At 39.3% G+C, this 25,550-nt stretch carries 24 protein-coding genes and 2 tRNA genes; 7 read left to right on the top strand and 19 right to left on the bottom strand.

Annotated features, from left to right (window positions below):
• Positions 1-95: 95 nt before the first annotated feature.
• The 5 genes from ACN0TV_RS01170 to ACN0TV_RS01150 all read right to left on the bottom strand — a co-directional run bounded on the left by ACN0TV_RS01170 (position 96) and on the right by ACN0TV_RS01150 (position 6,649).
• The gene (locus tag ACN0TV_RS01170; protein ID WP_417359296.1) at positions 96-656 is read right to left on the bottom strand and encodes a TlpA family protein disulfide reductase; all 561 of its coding nucleotides are present in this window, start codon (positions 654-656) and stop codon (positions 96-98) included.
• Between the two features lie 106 nt (positions 657-762).
• Positions 763-3,027: an aconitate hydratase gene (locus ACN0TV_RS01165; protein WP_417359294.1), complete on the bottom strand. Its 2,265-nt coding sequence runs from the start codon at positions 3,025-3,027 to the stop codon at positions 763-765.
• 295 nt (positions 3,028-3,322) lie between these two features.
• Positions 3,323-4,276: an AAA family ATPase gene (locus ACN0TV_RS01160; RefSeq protein WP_417359292.1), complete on the bottom strand. Its 954-nt coding sequence runs from the start codon at positions 4,274-4,276 to the stop codon at positions 3,323-3,325.
• Between the two features lie 7 nt (positions 4,277-4,283).
• Positions 4,284-5,768, bottom strand: coding sequence for a peptidylprolyl isomerase (locus tag ACN0TV_RS01155; RefSeq protein ID WP_417359290.1), 1,485 nt, complete (start codon positions 5,766-5,768; stop codon positions 4,284-4,286).
• Positions 5,765-6,649 (bottom strand): peptidyl-prolyl cis-trans isomerase, encoded by an 885-nt coding sequence (locus ACN0TV_RS01150; RefSeq protein ID WP_417359288.1) that lies wholly within the window; start codon positions 6,647-6,649, stop codon positions 5,765-5,767. Before ACN0TV_RS01150 ends, ACN0TV_RS01155 begins: the two co-directional genes overlap by 4 nt.
• Before the next feature lie 124 nt (positions 6,650-6,773).
• On the opposite strand from ACN0TV_RS01150, the gene ACN0TV_RS01145 reads away from it, so the two are divergent.
• Positions 6,774-7,019, top strand: a complete 246-nt coding sequence (locus ACN0TV_RS01145; protein WP_417359286.1) for a hypothetical protein — start codon at positions 6,774-6,776, stop codon at positions 7,017-7,019.
• Positions 7,020-7,671: 652 nt separating this feature from the next.
• On the opposite strand, the gene guaB is transcribed toward ACN0TV_RS01145, so the two are convergent.
• From guaB to proS, 11 genes are all read right to left on the bottom strand, one after another.
• Positions 7,672-9,144 carry an IMP dehydrogenase gene (gene guaB / locus ACN0TV_RS01140; protein ID WP_417359284.1) on the bottom strand — a complete coding sequence of 491 codons (1,473 nt, stop codon included), beginning with the start codon at positions 9,142-9,144 and terminating at the stop codon, positions 7,672-7,674.
• 142 nt (positions 9,145-9,286) lie between these two features.
• Positions 9,287-10,150, bottom strand: coding sequence for a hydroxymethylglutaryl-CoA lyase (locus tag ACN0TV_RS01135; RefSeq protein ID WP_417359283.1), 864 nt, complete (start codon positions 10,148-10,150; stop codon positions 9,287-9,289).
• On the bottom strand, positions 10,150-10,809 hold the full coding sequence (locus ACN0TV_RS01130) for an HAD family hydrolase (RefSeq protein WP_417359282.1): 660 nt from the start codon (positions 10,807-10,809) through the stop codon (positions 10,150-10,152). Before ACN0TV_RS01130 ends, ACN0TV_RS01135 begins: the two co-directional genes overlap by 1 nt.
• A gap of 95 nt (positions 10,810-10,904) precedes the next feature.
• Entirely contained in the window at positions 10,905-11,522 is a 618-nt protein-coding gene (locus tag ACN0TV_RS01125; RefSeq protein ID WP_417359280.1) for a LysE family translocator, read from the bottom strand.
• 3 nt (positions 11,523-11,525) lie between these two features.
• Entirely contained in the window at positions 11,526-12,542 is a 1,017-nt protein-coding gene (locus ACN0TV_RS01120) for a quinone-dependent dihydroorotate dehydrogenase (protein ID WP_417359278.1), read from the bottom strand.
• A 71-nt stretch (positions 12,543-12,613) separates the two neighbouring features.
• On the bottom strand, positions 12,614-13,195 hold the full coding sequence (locus ACN0TV_RS01115; protein ID WP_417359276.1) for a YfiT family bacillithiol transferase: 582 nt from the start codon (positions 13,193-13,195) through the stop codon (positions 12,614-12,616).
• A 423-nt stretch (positions 13,196-13,618) separates the two neighbouring features.
• On the bottom strand, positions 13,619-14,551 hold the full coding sequence (locus ACN0TV_RS01110; RefSeq protein WP_417359266.1) for a peptidylprolyl isomerase: 933 nt from the start codon (positions 14,549-14,551) through the stop codon (positions 13,619-13,621).
• A 113-nt stretch (positions 14,552-14,664) separates the two neighbouring features.
• Positions 14,665-14,916: a 30S ribosomal protein S20 gene (gene rpsT / locus ACN0TV_RS01105; protein ID WP_417359258.1), complete on the bottom strand. Its 252-nt coding sequence runs from the start codon at positions 14,914-14,916 to the stop codon at positions 14,665-14,667.
• Positions 14,917-14,979: 63 nt separating this feature from the next.
• Positions 14,980-15,051 (bottom strand) — tRNA-Glu (locus tag ACN0TV_RS01100).
• A gap of 53 nt (positions 15,052-15,104) precedes the next feature.
• Positions 15,105-15,176 (bottom strand) — tRNA-Glu (locus tag ACN0TV_RS01095).
• Between the two features lie 85 nt (positions 15,177-15,261).
• Positions 15,262-16,737 (bottom strand): proline--tRNA ligase, encoded by a 1,476-nt coding sequence (gene proS / locus ACN0TV_RS01090; protein WP_417359256.1) that lies wholly within the window; start codon positions 16,735-16,737, stop codon positions 15,262-15,264.
• 99 nt (positions 16,738-16,836) lie between these two features.
• On the opposite strand from proS, the gene ACN0TV_RS01085 reads away from it, so the two are divergent.
• Positions 16,837-17,985 (top strand): hypothetical protein, encoded by a 1,149-nt coding sequence (locus ACN0TV_RS01085; protein ID WP_417359254.1) that lies wholly within the window; start codon positions 16,837-16,839, stop codon positions 17,983-17,985.
• Between the two features lie 34 nt (positions 17,986-18,019).
• Positions 18,020-19,546, top strand: a complete 1,527-nt coding sequence (locus ACN0TV_RS01080) for an OmpP1/FadL family transporter (protein ID WP_417359252.1) — start codon at positions 18,020-18,022, stop codon at positions 19,544-19,546.
• 61 nt (positions 19,547-19,607) lie between these two features.
• Here ACN0TV_RS01080 and ACN0TV_RS01075 read toward each other — a convergent pair whose 3' ends face one another.
• Positions 19,608-20,051, bottom strand: a complete 444-nt coding sequence (locus ACN0TV_RS01075; RefSeq protein WP_417359251.1) for an SRPBCC family protein — start codon at positions 20,049-20,051, stop codon at positions 19,608-19,610.
• 294 nt (positions 20,052-20,345) lie between these two features.
• On the opposite strand from ACN0TV_RS01075, the gene folE reads away from it, so the two are divergent.
• From folE to yidD, 3 genes are read left to right on the top strand one after another with little or no spacing between them, the layout of a single operon-like run.
• Complete coding sequence (folE, locus tag ACN0TV_RS01070) at positions 20,346-21,026, top strand: GTP cyclohydrolase I FolE (protein ID WP_417359249.1); 681 nt, start codon at positions 20,346-20,348, stop codon at positions 21,024-21,026.
• 55 nt (positions 21,027-21,081) lie between these two features.
• Complete coding sequence (gene cysS, locus ACN0TV_RS01065; RefSeq protein ID WP_417359247.1) at positions 21,082-22,566, top strand: cysteine--tRNA ligase; 1,485 nt, start codon at positions 21,082-21,084, stop codon at positions 22,564-22,566.
• A 33-nt stretch (positions 22,567-22,599) separates the two neighbouring features.
• Complete coding sequence (yidD, locus tag ACN0TV_RS01060) at positions 22,600-22,824, top strand: membrane protein insertion efficiency factor YidD (RefSeq protein WP_417359245.1); 225 nt, start codon at positions 22,600-22,602, stop codon at positions 22,822-22,824.
• 33 nt (positions 22,825-22,857) lie between these two features.
• On the opposite strand, the gene ACN0TV_RS01055 is transcribed toward yidD, so the two are convergent.
• Positions 22,858-23,439 (bottom strand): PhnA domain-containing protein, encoded by a 582-nt coding sequence (locus ACN0TV_RS01055; RefSeq protein ID WP_417359243.1) that lies wholly within the window; start codon positions 23,437-23,439, stop codon positions 22,858-22,860.
• Positions 23,440-23,578: 139 nt separating this feature from the next.
• Between ACN0TV_RS01055 and kdsA the strand changes: the two genes are divergently transcribed.
• Positions 23,579-24,412, top strand: a complete 834-nt coding sequence (gene kdsA, locus ACN0TV_RS01050; RefSeq protein ID WP_417359241.1) for a 3-deoxy-8-phosphooctulonate synthase — start codon at positions 23,579-23,581, stop codon at positions 24,410-24,412.
• A 95-nt stretch (positions 24,413-24,507) separates the two neighbouring features.
• Here kdsA and ACN0TV_RS01045 read toward each other — a convergent pair whose 3' ends face one another.
• Positions 24,508-25,491 (bottom strand): helix-turn-helix domain-containing protein, encoded by a 984-nt coding sequence (locus tag ACN0TV_RS01045; RefSeq protein ID WP_417359239.1) that lies wholly within the window; start codon positions 25,489-25,491, stop codon positions 24,508-24,510.
• Positions 25,492-25,550 lie beyond the last annotated feature (59 nt).

The raw sequence follows: 25,550 nt of genomic DNA, 5'->3' as shown, positions 1-25,550 counted from the left end.
CGTAGCGTTGCCTGTATTGCGTATAAAACCAAGATTTAAGAGAAAATGGTAGTGTTTATACACTGTGAAGTTGTCAAAGGTAAAGGACATGTATCCTATAGGTTTAATAACGTTGTAATGGTCTGCCTAACGCTTTTACTGTTCCAGTTGGCTGCACCATTTTTATCAATAACGATGTTACCGGCTTTATCGACCAGATAGGTTTGAGGAATACTTTTATGGTTAAATGCAGCCGGGGGTTCACTTATAGCTTGGTATACCGGGAAGTTGTAATTGTGTTTATCTAAGAATCCTTGAATCTTTTCCTTGGGTTCTTGGGAGACAAACACAAAGACGATTTGATCCCCATAGTCATTGTAGAGCTCTTGCATACTTGGCATTTCAGCAATGCAGGGCGGACACCAGGTTGCCCAGAAGTTTAACAGCACTACCTTGCCTTGAGTATCTTTAAAACTATACCTGTTTCCTTCAAGGTTTTGTAAATCCCATTGGTAAGTCGTTACTTTTGACCTGTGATCCTCTGCCACCACAGATGGTGAAAAGGCTAGCAATCGGTTGAGCTGTACTTTAATTTGAGTTCCTAAAGGCGTGAACAAAAGCACCAGGATCCCCACTAGTAATAATATGTTCTGAATCTGTGATTTATTGAGTTTCATCCCTTGGAGTGGCTTTAGTAACAGGGGTTAAAAACAAAAGCCTCCGTTGTATTGGAAGCCCTTGTTTTATAAAAAGTTATATTAAATTCTTCAAGTCCTTTGAGGCTTATAAAGCATTTTCCTTTTTGATAAGATTCAATGCTGATCCTTCTTTAAACCAGGCAATTTGAGAATCGTTATAAGTGTGATTTAATACGATCACATCTTTAGATCCATCAGCGTGAACAACCTCTACATTTAGTGGTTTTTCAGGCGCGAATTGATCTAGATCTAAGAAGTTGAAGGTATCATCTTCTTGAATCAAGTCATAATCACTCTCGTTTACAAAAGTAAGCCCTAACATCCCTTGCTTCTTAAGGTTTGTTTCATGGATACGCGCAAATGATTTTACGATCACCGCAGCAACACCTAGGTGTCTTGGCTCCATGGCAGCATGCTCACGAGAAGATCCTTCACCGTAGTTATGGTCACCTACAACTACTGAATATACATCAGCAGCTTTATAAGCACGAGCAACATCCGGAACTCCACCATATTCACCTGTCAATTGGTTCTTCACAAAGTTAGTTTTCTTACCAAAGGCATTCACAGCCCCAATCAACATATTATTAGAGATGTTATCCAAGTGTCCTCGGTAACGTAACCATGGTCCAGCCATAGAAATATGGTCAGTGGTACATTTACCAAAAGCTTTGATAAGCAATTTAGCTCCTTTGATTTGGTTATCAATTGGTTTGAATGGCGTTAGTAATTGTAAACGCTCTGAACTTGGACTTACAGATACTTCAACACCGCTACCATCAATTAAAGGTTCCACATAACCAGCATCCTCAACAGCAAATCCTTGTGGTGGTAATTCAATTCCGGCTGGCTCATCCAATCTTACTTCTTCTCCATCTTCGTTGATAAGCGTATCTGTCATTGGATTAAAGTCTAAACGACCTGAAATTGCAATTGCAGCAACCATTTCCGGAGAACCTACAAAGGCATGTGTATTAGGATTACCATCAGCACGTTTAGAGAAGTTTCTGTTAAACGAGTGTACTATGGTATTTTTTTCTTCCCCTTTTAAATCACTACGATCCCATTGTCCAATACATGGACCACAAGCATTGGTGAATATTGTAGCATCCAAGTCTTCAAAAATCTTAAGGATACCGTCACGTTCTGCAGTGTATCTAATTTGTTCTGATCCCGGGTTAATTCCAAAATCAGACTTTGCTTTTATCTTTTTATCAACCGCTTGTTTGGCAATAGAAGCCGCACGGGTTAAATCTTCGTATGAAGAGTTGGTACAAGATCCTATCAGACCCCAATCAACTTTTATCGGCCAGTCATTTTTAGCTGCTTTTTCACCAAGCTCTCCAACCGGAGTAGCTAAATCCGGTGTAAAAGGACCGTTTAAGTGTGGTTTAAGTTCATCAAGGTTAATCTCGATCACCTGGTCAAAATACTGCTCCGGGTTTGCGTAAACTTCATCATCTCCAGTAAGGTATTCTCTAATTCCATTAGCCGCATCAGCAACTTCTGAACGATCTGTAGCTCTTAGGTAACGCTCCATAGAATCGTCATAACCGAAAGTAGAAGTTGTTGCTCCTACCTCAGCACCCATATTACAGATGGTTCCTTTACCGGTACATGATAAATTTTTAGCACCTTCTCCGAAATATTCAATGATAGCACCGGTTCCTCCTTTTACAGTAAGAATACCGGCAACTTTTAAGATCACGTCTTTAGCAGAAGTCCAACCGTTTAGTTTACCGGTTAGTTTAACACCGATAAGTTTTGGGAATTTTAATTCCCAAGCCATACCCGCCATTACATCAACTGCATCAGCACCTCCAACTCCGATGGCAACCATCCCTAATCCACCAGCGTTAACTGTATGTGAATCCGTTCCGATCATCATTCCACCCGGAAATGCATAATTTTCTAATACCACTTGGTGAATAATCCCTGCTCCCGGCTTCCAAAATCCAATACCATATTTATTTGATACTGATCCAAGAAAATCAAAAACCTCATTACTGGTTTCATTTGCACGCTTTAAATCTTTTGCTGCTCCTTGTTTAGCCTGAATAAGGTGATCACAATGCACGGTGGTTGGTACGGCTACCTTAGATTTTCCAGCCTGCATGAATTGCAACAAAGCCATTTGTGCAGTAGCATCCTGGCAAGCAATTCTATCCGGTGCAAAATCTACATAATCTTTACCTCTCACAAAAGCCTTGTTTGGTGTACCATCCCACAAGTGTGCGTAAAGTATTTTCTCCGATAAGGTTAACGGTTTACCAGTGAGTTCACGTGCCTTGTCAACACGTTCTGCCATGGTGTCGTATACCTTCTTAATCATATCAATATCAAAAGCCATATTAATTGTATATTTTTTAATTTGAAAGTCCTGCGAAAATACAAAAAACCATAGAGTTATTAAAGTTTTTAAGAAAACATTCGGGAATTGAGAATGTTTTAAAAATACCACATTTTTAGCGCTTTAAAAAGCGTTGAATGCAAGGAATGACAGCTCTTTTTACAGAAATGCTAATTTAAAACACTTCGGTTAAAATGATCGCTATTCTTGATAGTGTTTGGGAATCAAATTATTGCGAAAATCGACTTTATTATCAAAAAAATAAAGCCAAAGATACCGGAAGACCTTATGGTTTCTAAAACAAAGAAGTAATGATTGCGTCTATGGAAACATTTTCGGCTTCGGCCTTGTAATTTTTAAGGACTCTATGACGTAAAATCCCGAGAGAGACTGCCTGAACATCCTCTATATCCGGAGAGAATTTACCTTGAACTACAGCATGGGCTTTGGCGGCTAGAATCAAATTCTGTGAAGCTCTTGGTCCGGCGCCCCAATCTACGTACTCATTAATGGTGTTGGTGGCAAGTGAGCTGTTTGGCCTAGTCTTACCTACAAGGGTTACTGCGTACTCCACTACATTATCAGCAACCGGAACACGTCGTATTAGTTTTTGGATCGCTATAATCTCAGCAGCGCTGAACATAGGTTTTACCTCATAGCTATGATCTACAGTGGTGGACTTTACTACAGCGACCTCCTCTTCAAAACTAGGATAATCCAATTCTATAGCGAACATAAAACGATCCAACTGCGCTTCAGGTAGTGGATAGGTTCCTTCTTGTTCAATGGGATTTTGTGTAGCCAGCACAAAATATGGCAACTGCAAAGGATAAACAGTTCCTGATACGGTTACTGATCGCTCTTGCATGGCCTCTAGCAATGCGGATTGTGTTTTCGGAGGGGTTCTATTGATTTCATCTGCCAAGATGATGTTGGCAAACACCGGGCCTTTTATGAACTTAAAGGCTCTGCTTGAATCCAAGACTTCACTCCCTAGAATATCGCTAGGCATTAAGTCCGGAGTAAACTGTATGCGTTTAAAATCCAGCCCAAGAACCTTTGCAATGGTATTGATCATTAGGGTTTTTGCCAAACCCGGCACCCCAATTAAAAGCGCGTGCCCACCAGAATAAATTGAAAGTAGTACTTGGTCGATCACGGAATCTTGACCAACGATTACCTGGGCTATTTCTTCTTTAAGTTTTTGGTGTTTGACCACCAGATTTTTGGCGGCAGCTACATCTTGCATAAGTAAATTATTTCTTTAGCCAGTTATTGGCAAAATCACAATCACGGTTATCCGGGGCTACACTTATATAAGTATCTTTTATTTTCTCATCCATCCATTTACCGATTTCCTCAAGTTGCTTTTCCTTAAGAGCCAAATCTTTAATTTTAATATAATCCTTGGCGTAATCGGCTTTATGTGCTTCGTGTCTTGAAATCACCTTTAGAAGTTTAAACTGAATTCCAGTTCGCGTCTCTTCAAGTAATGGTTGTGAAATCTCTTCTCCCTCTAAAGGATTGATTTGCGAATAAAGTGTAGGATCCATTTTAGTCAACTCAAACTTGGTATCAAAGGTCTCGGGGTTTCTAAGGACTCCACCTTCGAATCTCGTTTCTTTTTCATCTGAAAAATTACGCGCTGCTTCTGAGAATGTAAACTCCTCATCTACGATTTTTTGACGAATATCCTCTAACTCCTTTTTTGTCTCATCAATGGCTTCTTGAGAAATCTTTGGACGAAGTAGGATATGGCGTACCAGACGTTCTTGACCTCTAATTTTTTCTACTTGAAGAATATGCCACCCGAAATCACTTTCGAAAGGCTCAGAAATACCACCTTCAGGAGTACTGAAAGCTGCATCTTTAAATGATTGAACAAATCCGGAGCTTTTGGTAAGCACATAAACTCCACCATTTTCTGACTTCCCCGGATCCTCTGAATATAAGGTTTGCTTAATAGCAAAGCTAGAGCCACTTTCCAGGACATCCCTTCTGTAGGACTCTAATTTATCGATAGTTTCTTGTACTGCCTCTTCTGTAGGCTTTGGTATTTTAACGATCTGAGCAATTTCTACCTCGTCTCCGAAAACAGGAAGCGCTTCCTCGTCCAAACTGTTGTACCATTGACGTACTTCTTCAGGAGTGATTTCTATTTCTTCAACAACTTTTGCCTGCATACGTTGTGATAACTGAATGGCTTTTTCCAATTCAGTCATTTCTTCTCTAAGGCTTTGTTCGCTATCTTTTCGGTAGTATTTCAGTAGCTTCTCCATAGAACCTACCTGAGAGACAAAAAATTCCATTTTACGATCGACAATACCACTGATCTCCGCGTCAGAAACCAGGATACTATCCTGTATCGCTTGATGAGCATACATCTTATCTTCCATCAATCTTCCCAAAACTTGGCATCTTGTGATATTAGCAGTAGAAATCCCTTGGGTTTGCATATCGATAAAGCTTTTATCGATATCCGATTCTAAGATTACGTATTCACCCACTACAGAGACAACACCATCAACCTTTTCTCTTTTGGAGTCTACAATTTGAACAGTATCAACTGCAGCTGTAGCAACCGTATCGGTGACAGCCGAATCAGAAACCGCTAAGGCGAGATCCTCTTGGGACTCAAGTTGAGCCGTGGAAGAATCCGCAGCATTCGTTTCCTGCCCCATAACTGGTGCCATACTCAATATTGATATATATAAAACAGTGAACAGTCCTTTCATTCTCATTTTCTAGAATCTTGTTTTAAGTCAAAAATTTCAAATTCTTTATTTCCAGTGGCCTCATCTAAAAGCTCCCGCTCCAATTTTTTGATAAAATCCAACTTTCTTTTATTCAATATAATTTTGCGTACAGTAGGCTCTACATACTCCAAGGGAGCAATGTCATTACGCTCAAGCACTTCATTTACAGTGACCAAATATACTCCTAAAGAATCGGAAAGCTCAAAAAAATGTGATTTTTTTAGATAACTTCCGCTATTCTCTATATTGATTTTAGGTAATTTCTGTATAATGGAAGATGACTTCACCCATGTACTATCATTTAATGAATAGGATTTAAAGGTAATCGCCAGTGAATTCAGCAGGTCCTTATCCTCTTGGTTAAAGCGCCGAATTGCTTCGCGCAATTGCTTAATGTCATCGTATTGATTGGCTACATTGATATATCGTATTTTCACCAAACGCTCATTGAGTTTAAAGTTTTCTTTATGATCTTCGTAATAGGTTTCAAGCTCCATATGAGACACTTGTGTATCCATGGACTTAGCCACTAAACCCTCCTTATAAGCATTGATAAAAAGATCCGCTCTGTATTGTTTAACCAAATCTTCAAACTCCTTTTGTTTGATCTCCGGAATGTTCAGTTTAGCCCTGGAGAGCATCAGTTGCTGCTGTGCCCAATCCTGTATGTAGTTATTGGCCAAAATAGTACTGTCTTGAACCGAAATATTCTCGGGTATTATTTTATCTATATCTGAGAGTACTAAGTAGGACTCACCTACTTTAGCAATAGGGTCCTCAACCGGTTGCGATTTAAAGTAATCGCACGAAACCAGAAGAAGCAGTGCAATTCCTAAACTTAATTTTTTCTTGTATGTTGATACCATGGGAAACCTTAATTCTGACAAAAATAATAATTCAGCTAAAGTATTCAAGCTTTTTAACAACGCTATAAGATAGTTTTAGCACACTATTTTAGTTAATTTTGCAATCAAATATAACAACACTCAGATGGAATATGTAAAAATGATTTGGGATTTTATGGGAGAGGCAGGTCAAAACACGGCGAAACATTTTGAAATCCACCTTAAAGAATTCTTATCCAGGGATCAAGTTCCCTATAAAAAAATCGGGATGGAAACCCCTATAGAACAACAACACAACTTGATTTACTTAATTGTCGAGATGTCTTATGTAGATCAGCTTAGAGCAGCACTAAAACCACATCGAGGGCAGAAGGTCACTCTTGAAGATTAAAAACAATATGAGATTGCTTTAGAAAAGATTTCTTTTTGGTATCGTCCTAGAGTGCCCAAAACTGCCGTTTAAGTGATTTAAAGCATGTTTTTTTGTCCTAATTTATTAAGCCCATTTTTCTTCAAAAGCCTCTCTATCTATAACCTTAGAATCGAAATTAGCTTTAAATCAATCCTGCATAAATAAATTTGAGACACCCTAAATCTAACCATTTTACTGATTTATAAGATTGTTTTGATTGATTTTTAAAAAAGAAGAACCCCCAGTATGTATTCATTGGGAGGTGTTGTTCCTTCATAAATGGATTCTCAAGGCATTTGTGCAAATCTACCTTCACAGAGTATTGCACTGATTTTTCAAATTACCCTTAAATGAACAAGGAGACAGTTAAATCCATGACTGTTGCAAAGGCATGGGCTCTATTAATTTTTTGCAGGTATCGAAAACATCAGCTTTATTTATACATTCAACTTTCATGTCAACAGAATATATCAGCTTCCAATTTTTGCAAGGCGAATACCAATAATAAATTATATGCTGTCTTAGATTTCTTAATTCCCACACTAGCTCCTATAAGAACAAAGGAGCATTTTAGTTTATAAATCTAAAACGCTCCTTTGTTTATTTTTAAGTAAAAATTACTTTGCTCTTATTATCTACTGTAATTAGGCGCCTCATTGGTGATGGTAACATCATGAGGGTGACTTTCGTTAATTCCACTAGCTGTGATTTTCACAAAACGTCCATTTTCTTTTAATGCCTTAATGCTTGCAGCACCACAGTAACCCATACCAGCTCTCAGTCCTCCAATAAATTGGTGCATGCTCTCAACAAGCTCACCTTTATAAGGTACTCTACCAACAATTCCTTCAGGTACCAGTTTTTTTAGATCGTCTTCCACATCCTGGAAGTATCTGTCTTTACTACCGTGTTGCATAGCTTCTACTGACCCCATACCTCTATAAGATTTGTATTTTCTACCATCGTAAATAATGGTTTCACCCGGCGATTCTTTAGTACCGGCCAAAAGTGAACCTAGCATTACGCAATCAGCTCCGGCAGCAATAGCTTTTGGAATGTCTCCGGTATATCGAACACCGCCATCAGCAATCACAGGTATTCCTGTTCCTTTAAGCGCAGTGGCCACTTCTAACACTGCGGAAAACTGTGGATATCCTACACCTGCTACCACTCTAGTGGTACAGATGGATCCTGGTCCAATTCCTACTTTAACTGCATCCGCACCGTGCTTAACAAGATATCTGGCAGCCTCAGCAGTGGCAATATTTCCAACAATTACTTCGAGGTCAGGAAATTCTTCTTTGACTTCTTTCAAAATACCTACAACTCCCTTAGTGTGCCCATGAGCAGTATCAATAACGATGGCATCAACGCCCGCATTAACAAGAGCTTCAGCTCTCTCAAAAGCATCACCGGTAACTCCAATGGCTGCTGCCACTCGTAGTCTACCGAATACATCTTTATTTGCTATTGGTTTTTGAGTAAGTTTGGTAATATCTCTAAAGGTAATAAGTCCCACAAGTTTGTTATCCTTATTGACAACAGGTAGTTTTTCGATCTTGTGCTCTTGTAAAATTTCTTCAGCGTCATGAAGTGAAGTACCTTCACCGGCAGTGACTAAATTTTCATGAGTCATCACCTCAATGATAGCACGATTGTTGTTTTTTTCAAACCTCAAATCTCTATTGGTAACGATTCCTTTAAGGTGTCCGAATTTATCCACCACAGGAATCCCTCCAATACTATGCTCTTTCATGCTATTTTTAGCATCCTCAACCGTCGCCGTCAATGGCAGGGTAACAGGATCTATGATCATACCACTTTCCGCTCGTTTTACTCTTCGAACCTTAAGGGCCTGCTGTTCAATAGTCATGTTTTTGTGCAGTACACCTATTCCACCCTCTCTAGCCATGGCAATAGCCATTCTACTTTCGGTCACAGTATCCATTGCAGCGGATACTATAGGCACATTAATGGTAATATTTTTTGTGAATTTTGTTTGAATGTTGACCTCACGTGGTAGAACTTCAGAATAATTCGGAACGAGTAGTACATCGTCGTAAGTTAATCCTTCGCCAACAAACTTTGCATTGTGAGCTTCCATATTGCAACTTGTCATTTAGTTGCACACAAATGTACTGCTTTTTTTATTTAGATTTTAACAATTTAGCATTTTATTGGGATACGGAAAATTTTGGCTCTAATTCGAAGAATCTCACAGTGATTCACCCAAAATACTGCAGGTATTAATGGTATTGATTGAAAATCTTAATCGCCTCGTTATAAGCACTCTCAAAACTCATAGCGCCGACATTAAATTCTGCCTTTTTTGAAGTTAGATAGGAGATCAGTTTCTCAGTTGGCATGTTCCCTGTAAGAGCATCGGCAGCCATTGGGCATCCGCCGTAGCCCTGTATAGCTCCATCGAATCTTCTGCAACCTGCCTTATAGGCAGCATCCACCTTTTCATACCAAGCCTGAGGAGTGGTATGTAAATGCGCACCGAATTCAATCTCCGGATAGGCTGGAATTAGATGCGAAAACAGATAATCAATAGAATCTGCGGTGGAAGTCCCTACGGTATCCGAGAGTGAAAGGATTTTAACTCCCATTAAAGAAAGTTTTTCTGTCCAACCTCCTACGATATCGACATCCCATGGATCTCCATATGGATTTCCGAACCCCATGGAGAGGTAAGCTACAACTCGTTTGTTGTTTTTATCCGCCAATTCAAGAATTTCTTTGAGCACGTCAATACTTTCTGAAATTGTCTTATGCGTATTACGCATCTGAAAGTTCTCAGATATGGAAAACGGATAACCCAGATAGCTAATCTCGGGATACTTGACAGCATCCTCAGCGCCTCTAACGTTAGCTACAATGGTAAGAAGTTTACTCCTAGTTGCACTAAGGTCTAGTTGAGCGAGAACCTCAGCAGTATCCTTCATCTGCGGGATCGCTTTAGGAGAGACAAAACTCCCAAAATCAATGGTATCAAATCCACAACGTAAAATCGACTGAATGTACTGCACCTTTTTATGGGTTGGAATAAAATCTTTTATTCCCTGCATGGCATCCCTAGGACATTCTATGAGTTTGACGTGTTCCATTAGCTTATCAACTGCTTAATTTTAGAGTTGTCTAACTGCAAAAATGAGCTAATAACCTCATCAGCCAAAGACAGATCCTGTTGACCGGAATTTGGATTATTATAACCTACACATTGCATCTGTGCAGATTTTGCAGCTCGGACTCCGTTATTACTATCCTCAATCACTAAAAAGCGATCAGGCTGTAAATTATAAAGTTCAGCGACTTTTAAAAATATATCCGGAAATGGCTTACTTCGCGTTAGCGATTCGCCACTGACAATAAAATCAAATTTTGAACCTATATTAAATTTATCTACAAAATGATGTATCAATTTCTCTGCAGAGGATGAAGCGAGTGACATTTTAAGCTGCATATCCTCTAATCGCTGCAGCAGTTCAAGCGCACCCGGTACAAGTTGAATGTCTAGCTCTTTTATTGACACATACATAAATTCCTTATGGAAATTCATCAACTCTCTTGCGTCTGTTTGAATATGAAAATCTGAACGGATCTTTTCCCACATCGGAACTGCAGCCATTCCTACAAGGGTGTGGTGGTATGCTACGGAAAAATCTAAGTTTAATTCCTCGAATACTTTTTTGAATATTTGTTGATGAGCAGGTTCACTATCGATCAACACCCCATCCATATCAAAAATAAAATGATCTCTAATCAAAATTACATACGTTTTAATCAAAGGTAATCAACCTTAGTAGTATATACAATAGTTACTTTACTGTTCACTAGTCAATAACAAAAATACCAAGCTTCTTATAGCACTATATAAATAGCGATAGCCACAAAGACTATAACCTGCATCCATTTGAGTACTATAGGAGCGGCTTTCTGCTGCTTCACGTAATTGGATATTTTACCTGCCAGATAAGCCAAAGTCGAAAATACAATCAGTGAAACCAACATGAAAATAAGGCCTAAAATAAAAAATTGTTTGACATTACTTAGCTGCTGATGAAATAGAAAACCCGGGAAAAATGCTAGGAAAAATATAGCCACCTTAGGGTTGAGCACATTCATCATAAATCCCTTAACATACAAGGCCATATAGGATTTTTGAGGCTGGTCCGAAGTATCAATTGAAACAGCAGCTTCACTTTTGTAAACCTTATATGCCAAGATCAATAAATAGAGAGCTCCAACGCTTTTTAAAATCATCAATGCCACTTCGGATTGTTGAATTAAGGCAGAAACGCCGAAGGCCACTAATGAGGTATGAATTAAACAGCCGCTTATCAGTCCGAAGGTCGTCGCCAATCCACTTCTAACTCCATAAACCATACTTTGAACCATCACAAATATATTGTCTGGCCCAGGTGCCAAGGCTAAAAGCGTTGAAGCCAAACAAAATAAATATAGGGTTTCCCAGCTCAAGTGTTATTTTTTTAAAAGAGCCTTATTGATGCTTTTTATAAGACCAGGTCCCTGGTAAATAAATCCTGTATAAATCTGTACCAAAGATGCTCCAGCCTCCAGTTTTTCAATAGCGTCTTTTGCACTGTGGATTCCTCCAACACCAATGATCGGAAAGGCCTGATGGCTCGCTTGACTTAAAAACCGAATAACCTCAGTGGATCTATCTTTTAGCGGAGCACCACTTAAACCTCCTGTTTCTTGTTTGTTTTCTGATTGCAAACCTGTTCTTGAAATAGTGGTATTGGTTGCGATTACTCCTGCGATTCTTGTCTGGGCAACAATGGCAACAATATCCATGAGCTGCTCATCGGTTAAATCCGGTGCAATTTTTAGAAGTATCGGTTTTGGTTTATCTTTTGCTTTATTTAAAGCCTGCAATTGCAGCAGTAGTGCTGTTAGCGGTTCCTTATCTTGCAGGGCTCTTAAATTCGGCGTATTTGGGGAAGATACATTCACCACAAAGTAATCCACATAGGGATAAAGAGCATCAAAGCAAATGGTATAATCTGAAATCGCTTCTTCGTTCGGGGTGTTTTTGTTTTTTCCTATATTTCCACCAATCAGAACACCTTTGTTACGTTTAAGTCGCTCTACTGCATCTTGAACACCCTGATTGTTAAATCCCATTCTATTGATGATACCTTGATCTTCTTTTAATCGGAACAAACGCTTTTTTGGATTCCCCTCCTGCCCCACTGGAGTAAGGGTTCCAATTTCTACAAAACCAAAACCAAAATTACCCAGCTCATTGAAAAGACTGGCGTTCTTATCAAAACCGGCGGCAAGTCCAACCGGATTTTTGAATTTCAACCCAAAAACCTCTCTTTCTAATCGTTTATCCTCCACACAAAACATGGCTCGGATCAAAGCTGAAACGCCTGGAATTTTGTTTAAAAAGGAAATAGCTGCGAAACTAAAATGATGTATTTTTTCAGGATCGAATTTAAAAAGTATCGGTCGAATAATTATTTTATACATAGGTATTCTCAAGTTTGCACAAAAATACTTGAAACCAAAGAACTTCAAACTATTTTCAGGGAATAATTATCTTAGATCCAATCCTCGCGTTTAGCAAGGGAAGTGATGTGCGCAAAATGGTGCTCACTGTGCCATGCGTACATTGCTATAGTCTGAGCTAAACTTATTTCCTTTTGCGATACTGGATGGATAAAGATCCTCTCAAGCTGATCTGAAGTCAAACTTTTCAGCATATATACCCAACGGCGGTGCAGAGATTCGATAAGATTAAGTGACATCTCTATATCTGCATCCTTGGCATCTTCCAAAGTGGCCCATCGATCTTCATGGTACGCCTTTATGGTCGGCCTGTCTTCTGTGAGAGTCCACTTGAAACGGATATATGCATTGAGATGACTGTCGGCCATATGATGAATAACCTGACGTACAGTCCAGCCTTCTGGACGATAAGGCGTATCTAGTTGCAAATCATCAAAATCTTCTACAAGATGTTCGAGTTTATGCGGTAAATCTGCAATAGTATTGATCCATTGCTTAACACTTTCATCTGTGTACTTCTCAGGAATCTGCATTTTCCCGATTGGGTATTTGAGGGATTCTAGATCATGTTTTTCCATGATACAAATGTAATGAACCAAAATCAGGAAAAGCATTCAAATCAAGGCAAATTATTCTTAAAATTTAGGAGGTAAACCTCCTTTAATAAGGACAACCTTTTAAGTGCTGACAACGAACTTAATTAATACTATTTAATCTTTTAAACACAACTAAATCAGACACCTCGATATCCTATAAATTGTATTTTAATAATTCTGAAAATTTAAGTCTACAGATGAAAATTTTACTCAATAGAACAAAAGTTTTGTCGCTACTAAAATCCCTATGATCAAATTTGAAGAAGTGGACAATTACTTGGCTCTAGAGAATGCAAACTAATTAACCTTAGTTAAAAAAATTAACGTCTTCTAATATTCCAACGAGCACAAAATTCTGGAAGTATCTAGTATAAAAAAAACGGAAGCTCCTGTACTGGAAATTCCGTTCTTTTATTATGAGTAATTGCTCCTTTTCGGAAGTTATTTCACTTTCATAAGTTCAACATCAAAGATAAGGATTGCATCTGGTGGAATAACTCCTCCGGCACCACGTGAACCATACCCTAAATGTGGTGGTATAACAAAACGTGCTTTATCTCCTACTTGCAATAGGCCAACACCTTCATCCCATCCGGAAATTACCTGGCCAATACCTAAGGTAAAATCGATAGGTTGTTTTCTCGCATATGAAGAATCGAATACTTGACCATCTTGCAATTGTCCTTTATAATGTACAGAAACCATTTTACCTTTTTCTGCCTGGGTACCGTCACCTTTTTGAATGATCTTATATCTTAGACCAGAATCGGTGCTTTCAAAACCAGCAGCCAATTTATCCAAAGCCTCTTCAGCTTCTCTTTTTGCCTCTGCTATTCTTTTTTCTCTTTCCCCTTCAAAAACTCTAAATGCTTCAATGGCATTCCATCTTTCAGCTTCTTGACCTACACGTACAATTGTAAGAGATTCCAATTTATCACCTTGCTCGATAGTGTCCACTACTTCCTGACCACTCTCTACAAATCCAAATACAGAATGCTTACCATCCAACCACGGTGTAGCAACATGAGTGATAAAGAATTGAGACCCATTGGTACCAGGACCTGCATTAGCCATGGATAATACTCCGGGCTTATCGTGTTTTAGTTCCGAATGGAACTCATCATCAAATTTATATCCGGCATCTCCGGTACCAGTCCCAAGTGGACAACCACCTTGAACCATAAAGTCATTGATAACTCTGTGAAAGCTCAAACCATCATAGTAAGGCTTACCTTGTGGTTTTACACTATTCTCCATATTTCCCTCTGCCAAAGCGACAAAGTTCCCTACAGTACCAGGAGTTTTATCATAGGTCAACTTTACTAAGATCTCTCCCTTAGTCGTTGCGAATTTTGCATAGATTCCGTTATCCATAAGTTCTTTTTTTAGAGATTGCTCCAAGATCTTAGAGCAATTTATGTTTTTTAAATAAAAAAAGCCCCACGTAGAAGCGGAGCGATTTTATACCTTTAAAATTAATAATCTGATTAAAGAGCGTTGATGCTTTTAGTCAAACCAGATTTTAAGTTCCCCGCTTTGTTAGCGTGGATAATATTTTTCTTAGCTAATCTATCAATCATTCCGGATACTGAAGGCAATAAAGCTTCCGCTTCACTCTTATCTTCAATCCCACGTAATCTCTTAATAGCATTACGCATGGTTCTGTGTTGATATCTATTTCTTAAACGAACTGCTTCGTTTCTTCTAACTCTCTTTAATGCCGATTTGTGATTTGCCATCTTGCTACGTTATAAAATTTTTACAAATGTACAGATTTTTAAATCTGCTTAATTGTTCTCCTGTAGTCCGTAGGGGAATCGAACCCCTGTTACCAGGATGAAAACCTGGCGTCCTAACCCCTAGACGAACGGACCAAATTAATTGCGAACTTTTAATATCGCGTTATTTTAAAGAACTCTATTCTTAGTAGTCCGTAGGGGAATCGAACCCCTGTTACCAGGATGAAAACCTGGCGTCCTAACCCCTAGACGAACGGACCATTATTTTCTCAAATGCGGATGCAAAAATACAACTATTTTTAAATCATGCAATACTAATAATTAAAATTTTTGAAAATTTTGAAATTAGTACGCTTTTGCAAAGAGAACACGTCTTTTTGAAGGCTTTCCGGTATAAATACAACTGCCATTTTCTTCTTTCGCATCTAGTGCGATACAACGGATACTCGCCTTGGTCAATTCTTTTATTTTAGCTTCTGTCTCTTCTGTTCCATCCCAATGCGCTGACAAGAACCCTCCTTTAGTTTCTAATAAGGCTTTAAACTCCTCAAAAGAATCAACTTCGGTAATATGTGAATTTCTGTAATCTAAGGCCTTTTGATGAATGTTCTCCTGCATTTCAATCAACAATACTTCAATACGATCCACCACAGCATCCATAGCTACAGTTTCCTTTGTCATGGTATCTCTACGAGCTACTTCGAAGGTATTGTTCTCCATGTCTCGCATTCCGATGGCCAAACGAAGCGGCACTCCTTTCAATTCGTACTCGTTGAATTTCCAGCCCGGCTTCTGAGTGTCTCTATCGTCAAACTTCACTGAAACCCCTTTAGATCTTAATTCTTTAACTAATGGCTGCACACGCTCGCTTATGGCATCTAATTGCTCCTGTCCTTTATAAATCGGAACGATCACTACCTGAATAGGGGCGAGTTTTGGAGGCAATACCAAACCGCTATCATCGCTATGCGTCATAATAAGCGCTCCCATCAATCGGGTAGATACACCCCAAGAGGTTGCCCATACGTATTCTTGTTTCCCTTCACGGGTCGCAAATTTCACATCAAATGCTTTTGCAAAATTCTGTCCTAAAAAGTGAGATGTCCCCGCTTGCAATGCTTTCCCATCTTGCATTAAGGCTTCTATACAGTATGTCTCTAAAGCCCCGGCAAAACGTTCGCTATCAGTCTTTGTTCCTTTAATCACCGGAACACCCATAAAGTTCTCAGCAAAGTCAGCATAGACATTCATCATTTGTTCCGCCTCCTTGACAGCCTCCTCTTTGGTTTCATGAGCCGTATGTCCTTCCTGCCATAAAAATTCGGCAGTTCTTAAGAAAAGACGGGTACGCATTTCCCATCGCACTACGTTTGCCCACTGGTTAACCAAAATAGGCAGATCGCGATACGACTGCACCCACTTTCTATAAGTATCCCAAATGATCGTCTCAGAAGTTGGTCTTACGATAAGCTCTTCTTCCAATTTCGCATCCGGGTCCACTATTATTCCTCCACCGTTCTCATCATTTTTCAAACGGTAGTGTGTAACTACAGCACATTCTTTGGCAAAACCCTCTACGTGAGCTGCTTCTTTACTCAAAAACGATTTTGGAATAAACAAAGGGAAATAAGCGTTCTGATGTCCGGTCTCCTTGAACATACGGTCAAGTTCAGCCTGCATCTTTTCCCAAATAGCATATCCATAGGGTTTGATTACCATACAACCCCTAACTGCCGAGTTTTCAGCGAGATCTGCCTTAACAACCAGCTCATTATACCATTTTGAATAATCCTCTTCTCGACTCGTTAAATTCTTTGCCATATTACAGTAGTTTGGCACAAATCTTGTACCTTAGTTAAATATAATGAATAGTTTGGCAAAACTAACTATTTTTGTTATGTTCAACAATAAAAAAGTGCAATGATGAAAACACCACATAAACATTCTAATTTAAAGGCAATTCCGGTCGTTTTTGTCATCGGCATGCTCTTGAGCTCTTGCGGATCGTACCAACAAGCAACCTACGGGACTACTGATGGCATTTATTCGGATAATAGTCAAGGCGTATATAACGAACCTGCGCCGCAATCCCAAGAGACCACTAGAAATAATCAACACCCCTCTAACACAGTGGTGATAAGCGATTACCAAAGTTACTTCGGCAACCGCGCTGAAGTCTTGGACGACGCCATACAATACAGACAAGAAAACGAAGTCTTCACAGACGTTGACAGCTACAGCAGCACCGATATTGATAGCACTGCAATAGTTCAACAATATATAGATAACTACAATGGAGGAAATCCCGGTTGGGGTGATAATCCAGAAAGAACCATCGTAAATGTATACAACAATTACGGGTGGAGTGGTTATTATGGCTGGAGCGGTTACTACGGTGGCTGGGGTAGCTATTATGGCTGGGGCGGTTATCATAACCCATACTGGGGACCATCCTATTATGGTTGGGGATGGAACAGCCCTTACTGGGGTTATGGATACTACGGCGGCATGTACAGCCCATATTATGGATACGGCCCTTATTACGGAAATCGTTACTACCCATACTACAGACCTCATTATTCGAGAAGTTATGCGTATACCAATACCAGAAGAGGATATTACGGAAGGACAACAACTGCTGTTAATCAATATGCAAGGACTACTACCCGTACTTCAGATGGATCCTACAGAACATCCAGAGGCTATTCCAGAACGACAAATCGCGATGGTTATAACCAAAACAGAACCTCAACCAGAAGAACTGACGGATACTCAAATTCTTCTCGTGTTGGCGTAGATGGAAGGTATAGTAGAAATCCAGGGTATTCAACTAGAAATAGCTCTAGATCAACAGATAACCCTACCTATTCCAGAAGTAGCCGTAGCAACAACAATACTAGTAGGAATTCAAACTATTCGAGGACTAATTCTTCAAGAAGTTCGAACACCTACTCTAGACCTTCAACTACAAGAAGTAGTGGTAGTACATACTCGAGATCTTCAGGCAGCTCTACTAGAAGTAGCGGCACAAGATCATCAAGTACAAGTACTAGAAGTAGTCGAAGATAATTTTTAATCAAAATCACACTATTTTATTTTATACATGAAAAAATATAGTCTAATCATAGCATTCCTATGGGTAGCAGGATCGGCCTATGCCCAGAACAGAAATGATGTTGCCCTATACGCAGACGACGATCTCAACGGTACGGCACGTTACCAAAGCATGAGCGGTGCCTTTGGGGCGCTTGGAGGCGACCTTTCTTCACTGAACATCAACCCGGCCGGGTCGGCAGTTTTTACAACTTCTGCATTCACGGTATCTGCAGGAAATTACCGCATGGACACTGAAAGCAACTACTTTAATCAACAAAGTAATGACCATGCATCTGACCTTCAATTCAACCAGGCAGGTGGAGTCTTTGTCTTTAACAATATGTCCAACTCTCCTTGGAAAAAATTCTCCTTAGCTGTGGGCTACGAACTCAACAACAGCTTTGAAAACCAATACGTCATCAGAGGAAATGGCAACAACTCTATTGCTTCGTATTTCAGTAGCAATGCACAGGGAGTTCCACTAGAAGAATTGGAAGTTTTTAGTGATGAAAACCTTACTGACCGTTATATGGACCTTGGCAATAGCTACGGTTTTTCCGGGCAACAAGGCTTATTGGGTTACCAGAACTACATCATTAATCCGGTAACGGAAGATCCTTCCGAAACAGATTATGTGTCTAACGCTGATTTTGCCAATGATCTGTACCACAATCAACGCGTATACACATCTGGTTTTAACAGCAAGTTTCTGGTTAATTTTGCCACCCAATTTACCGATCAGTTCTATTTTGGTGCAGGCCTTAATTTCCATAGTGTTGAGCGTGAAAAAATCACGCAATTTGACGAGAGCGGTTACGCTAATGATTCCAACTTACAATATGTGCAGTTCGACAATGAACTCTTCACTTATGGAAACGGATTTTCGTTTAATCTAGGAGGTATTGCCAAACTGAATAACCTTATTCGTGTAGGAGCAAGCTACCAATCACCTACATGGTATACTTTGACCGACGAGCTTCATCAGTTCATCAATACCGATTATTATGAAGATTCAGCATCCACAGAATTACTATATGCTGAAAACTCGCCTCAAACCACACTTTTGTTCCCTGATTATAAAATTCAGATTCCCGGAAAATGGACAGGAAGTATGGCTTTTATCTTTGGAAACAACGGTTTGATCAGTGTAGATTATCAATATCAGGATATGGCTAACGCTAAATTAAAACCAGACAATGACGCTTATTTTGCTCATGAAAATGATTTGATAGCAAACGAATTTAAGGCAACTTCAACAGTTAGAGTTGGTGGTGAATACCGCGTAAACAGACTTAGTTTTAGAGCTGGATATCGCTTCGAAGGGAGTCCATATAAAAATGGTCTTACCATGGGAGACCTCAATGGATACTCCGCCGGGATAGGCTATACTTTTGGCCCATCTAGACTAGATTTAGGATTCAGCCAATCACAAAGAGACTACAACACACAGTTATACGATACAGGTTTAACCTCAGCGTCGGATCTTGATCAAAGAAGAACGCGCATTGTTCTATCCTATACCTTTAATATGTAGAAAAGGATAACTTAGAGTGACTACCGGATAAGGATATTCAGCTAAACAGTCCTCTGTGGGTTTAATGATCAAATAAAGTACTTTTGAGGTAGTCCGGAAGGCTCTTTTTTACAATTTCTTCCCAGCCTGCCTCAAAGCTTTCAACAGCTAAGGCATCACTCCCATCTTTAAAGTTCTCTACGCCTTGATGTCTTAAGCGAATACGAGTATAGGAACCTTCTTTAAATAAATCCCAGCTTACAATAGACACGCCCTTACTGATCTCCGGATAGGTCCAAGTATGACGTAATCTTCGCATAGGATCTATCTCTAGAATCTTACACACGTGTTTAAAATTTTCCCCGTTAGGTTCATAAAAGTAAAATTCACAGCGTTGTTTGAGCTCAAAACCTTGAACTTTGAAATACCATTTTGCCATAATTTCAGGCTTTGTGATGGCGTCCCAAATAGTCTTCAAAGGTGAATTGAGCACTAAGTTTACTTCAATGGCATCATTGTTCTGCATATTTTTAAATGTTTCTTTCCAAAACGAAAGTTTTGGCAAAAAATTACAACTAATGTGTTTTAGCTCGGGATTAGTTTTTGTACATCGCTATAATTGTGAAAGTTAACCAACAAAACAATAAAAGCGATACTGATTTAAAACAGGGATTCAATCCTAAATACGTATCTTTGCACTCAATTTTTAAGGATAGCCCAAAGGATGCATATCGGAATGAATTATATTTGTACAACCGGTTTCCCTAAAAATACGAAGAACAGCTAAAATTCAGTTCTTTTTTTTAAAAAAAATACGCACATGAAAATAGACAAAGCCTTAGAGGATCATTATGAAGACTTAGGAAATGATCACGTATCATCAGCAGCAGAAACGCCTATGAGAGCTGATGCTTTTGAAATGTCAGATGATGAGAAAATAGAAAAGATTGAGTCACAGATGTACACCATACTTGAAACCTTAGGACTTGATCTCACAGATGACAGCCTCAGAGGCACACCAAGAAGGGTGGCTAAAATGTTTGTTAAAGAAATTTTTGCCGGACTCCACCCTGATCGCAGACCAAAAGCTTCTACCTTCTCTAACAAGTACAAATACGGAGAAATGCTTGTAGAAAAAAACATCACGGTATACTCAACCTGTGAGCATCACTTATTGCCTATCGTTGGACGCGCGCATATCGCCTATATCTCCAACGGAAAGGTGGTTGGCTTATCTAAGATGAATCGTATTGTAGATTACTATGCCAAAAGACCACAGGTTCAAGAGCGTATGACCATGCAAATAGTTCAGGAGCTACAAAAAGCCTTGAATACAAAAGACGTTGCTTGTGTCATCGATGCCAAACACTTGTGTGTTAATTCAAGAGGAATTCGGGATATCGAGAGTAGCACGGTAACTGCTGAATTCGGTGGGAAATTCAAAAATACTGAAGTACGTAGGGAGTTTTTGGATTACATCAAACTGGATACCGAATTTTAAGATCTTTTAAACACGCACCTCAAGACAAAGTATAACAAAACGATCCAAAAATAGCATGCAGGCATATCAAGAGAACGAGCTGAAACTCTACAATTCAATTTCTGGAGAAAAAGAAGTATTTAAACCTATAACAGAAGGCTATATCGGTATGTATGTCTGTGGTCCTACTGTATACAGCAATGTCCATTTAGGAAATTGTAGAACGTTCATCTCCTTTGATTTGGTTTTCCGTTACTTTAGACACCTGGGTTATAAGGTGCGTTATGTTCGTAATATTACTGATGCAGGGCATTTAGAAAATGACGCTGACGTCGGTGAAGATCGTATTGCCAAAAAAGCGAGATTAGAACAAATTGAACCAATGGAAGTGGTTCAACGTTATACCGTGGATTTTCACAACACCTTAATGCGTTTCAATAACCTGCCGCCTAGCATAGAACCTACGGCAACAGGACATATTATTGAACAGATTGAAATTATCAAAGAAATCATCGATAGAGGTTTTGCTTACCTTGTGAATGGGTCCGTTTATTTTGATGTTTTAAAATATAACCAGACCAACCATTACGGTAAGTTGAGTAAACGAAACATTGAGGATCTTATTCACAATACCAGAGAGACTGCCGGTCAATCTGAAAAGAAAAACCCACAGGATTTTGCCCTTTGGAAAAAAGCAGAACCACAGCACATTATGCGTTGGCCTTCCCCATGGAGTGATGGTTTCCCGGGATGGCATTTGGAATGTACAGCCATGAGCACCAAATATCTCGGGGAGCAATTTGATATCCATGGAGGTGGAATGGATCTTAAATTCCCACATCACGAGTGTGAGATAGCCCAAGCAGAAGCAGCTACAGGTAAAAGCCCGGTAAACTATTGGATGCACGCCAATTTATTGACCTTGAATGGCAAAAAAATGGCAAAATCAACCGGTAACAACATACTGCCTCATGAAATATTCTCAGGCAATAACGATACCTTAAGTAAATCATTTACCCCGTCAGTAACGCGGTTTTTCATGTTGCAGGCGCATTATAGAAGCATTTTAGATTTCAGTAATGACGCATTACTAGCCTCAGAAAAAGGATTCAACAGATTACTTGAAGCATACAATTCGCTATCCCAACTCGAGATATCGAAGAGTACTAGTTTCGATATAATACAGTGGAAAAAGCAGTGTTACGAGGCTATGAATGACGACTTCAATAGTCCAATTTTAATTGCACACCTGTTTGAAGCAGTAAAGCAGATCAACCTTATCAAGGATCAAAAAGCCAGCATTACTGAGGCAGATTTAAACCTGCTACAGCAAACCATGCAAGGGTTTATCTTTGATGTTTTAGGATTACAAGATGAAAGCATTACTCAAGACAGCTCAACTGAAAGACTCAATGGAACCATAGAATTATTGATTCAATTGCGTGCTGAGGCAAGAGCAAACAGGGATTTTGCTACTTCCGATAAAATTAGAGATGAATTGGCTGCTTTAGGCGTAGAGTTAAAAGACGCTAAGGAAGGAACGACTTTCAATTTCCAGTAGATCGAAATTGTATTGTACTAAACAATTAAAGTCATGATCAGAAAGATCATTATAGCACCTTTTATTTTTTTAGTCAGGATATACCAAGGGGTCATATCCCCATTGACCCCTGCAACTTGCAGGTATTCTCCGACTTGTTCCCAATATACTGTTGAGGCACTAAAAAAACATGGTCTCTTCAAAGGAGGATGGCTGGCCATCAAAAGGATATCCAGTTGTGGGCCGTGGGGTGGATCAGGTTATGATCCGGTTCCTTAGAAAAGACCGCGTCTATACGTTTTTGAAATTGTACTACTGTCTTTTGACAAATTTTGTCAAAATAACAATCATCTGTCCTTCTACTTTTCCTTCGATTTGTTCAGGATTATCGTGAACCAAGCGAATGTTTCGAACTGCAGTTCCAATCTTAGCATTTAAAGAAGAGCCTTTGACGTCTAAATCTTTAATTAAGGTCACCGTATCTCCGTTTTGAAGAATGTTTCCGTTGCTGTCTTTGTGAAGTTCAGCTCCTGCCTCACTAAGGTGATCTCCAGATTCTTTAGCCCATTCCAATTCTTGATCATCCAGATAAATCATTTCCAGCGCATCCACTGCCCAGCTCTCATTTCTAAAGCGTTGAAGCATTCTCCAAGAAATCACTTTGATCGCCGGAATTTCACTCCACATTGAAATCGGTAGGATAGGCTCCCAAAAAGCACTATCAGCCTCCTGTGTTTTTTCGATTTGTGCAATGCACTTTTCGCTAATAAAAATACTACGTTGGTCGTTAGTCTCTCCGGTGTAATTAACCAGGTATACTTTTAAATCCTCAGTCGCGTTACTCAATTCACAACTATTCCCGCTACGTTGTCTAAGATTATCTTCTAAGCTCATAATATCAAATTAAGCCGCAAAAATAGCCAAAGCATTTGAAAGAAGCTATTTGGAAGTTAAACTAAATAAGGTTGACTTATTTTAACGAAGTTACACTTTGAGAAACTTCGTATCTTTGTAGGACAAAATAACCTTGAAAATGGATTTAAATAAAATACCACAGATAAAACACACCGATAAAAATAACTTCTTTTTATTAGCGGGTCCTTGCGCTATTGAAGGTGAAGACATGGCGATGAGAATTGCAGAGAAAATGGCCGGGATTACGGACAAACTTGGAATTCCTTATGTATTTAAAGGGAGTTTCAAAAAAGCCAATAGAAGCCGTATCGATTCCTTTACAGGTATTGGAGATGAAAAAGCCTTAAAGATCTTGCGTAAAGTGTCCGAACAATTTGGACTTCCAACCATCACCGACATTCATAAAGAAAGTGATGCTGCCATGGCAGCAGAGTATGTAGACATTCTACAAATCCCTGCGTTTTTGGTTCGTCAGTCTGATTTATTGGTTGCTGCAGCGGAGACCGGAAAAACAGTGAATCTTAAAAAGGGACAGTTTATGAGCCCGGAAAGTATGAAACATGCCGTTCAAAAAATTCTGGACGCCAACAATGAACAAGTCATCATTACGGATCGTGGAAGTATGTATGGCTATCAGGATATGATCGTAGATTTTAGAGGTGTTCCAACAATGAAACAATATGCTCCTGTGGTTTTAGATGTTACCCATTCATTACAACAGCCAAATCAAAGCAGCGGTGTAACCGGAGGGCGACCAGAATTGATAGGCACTATTGCCAAAGCTGGTATCGCAGCAGGTGTAGACGGTATTTTCATGGAAACGCATTTTGACCCTGCCAACGCGAAGAGTGATGGCGCTAATATGTTGCATTTGGATATGGCAGAACAACTTCTTACTCAACTTAGCGCACTTCGAAAAACTGTAAATACTTTTGATGAAATTAAACTATAGTGTCCGCATACCTTGTAATGGCGAAGTCACTATGAAATATCATAAAATAACTGGATGCCGTGCAGAAAATGTGTGGCATTTTTGTTTTTGATTCTTTAGACCGCGCTCCTGAAGTTCTTAGGAGTATCTCCGTAGAATCGTTTAAATGCCGCGCTAAAGTGAGTAGCATTCTTATAGCCAATCTCCCCGGCGATTTCGTAGATGGGCAACTGAGTAGACTTCAGCAGCTCTTTGGCTTTACTCATTTTCTCCTTGGCGTAGAATTCGTTGATCGAATACCCAAACACCCGTTTAAATTCCTTTTTTAAGAGGTATTCATTTATGGCCATTTCTCGAGAAATTTCACGTATGGAAAGATTTCGATCCAAATTGCTTAACATGAGTTGACGCACATTGTACAATTTTTTAAGTAGTTTATCTTGGCTGTTTCCCTTGACAACCACCTTCCCTTTTTCATAAATCCCAACTTCCAGGGCCAAAAGTTCCATAATCTTAGCTTCTGCATAAAGTCTTCCGGAGAGTTTTGAAAGGCTAGAAAGTTCAAAGGACATCAACACCTCCAAAATTTCGTTGGATATGGTATGAATAACACCGCTATGATTGAATGATTTAAAAATCGGAAGCGGATAGCAGCCCCTTGATTGCAAATACGATTTTGATAATCGTATTCTGAATTCCCTAAAGGGCCGAGATCCGGAAATACGAACATAGCCCTTAAACTGTGTATTCTGTACCGTATAGGCTTCTTGACTTTCATGAATAATATCAGCGCTACCTCGCATGGAGATAATCTTCTCCCCCTCTATCATAAATGAAAGTTCCAAGAACTGCTGCTCTTGCTCAATATAACACACCAGATCTCTAAGTAACTCGAATTGGCTGAATTGAAGCTCTAAACCCTGGTAGTTAAATAAAGAAATACGGCCTTTTCCGAATTGTTTTTTTATGATATACTCCGAGAAAAATTCAGAATTACTCCTTGAATCACATGGATTAGCGATGGAATTAAGGAAGTTCTCCTTAAGCTTTGAAAGGTTGATAATTTCACAATTTATAAAATCGCGTCTTTTTTTATCCATATCGCGTCACTAATCCTATTGATGCTTGTTTAATTTTGCGTCAAATTAATTTAGACCAA

The organism is Galbibacter sp. (assembly GCF_048266365.1).
In the GTDB taxonomy this organism is placed as follows: Bacteria; Bacteroidota; Bacteroidia; order Flavobacteriales; family Flavobacteriaceae; genus Galbibacter.
This window is presented reverse-complemented; position numbering and strand designations above follow the sequence as displayed.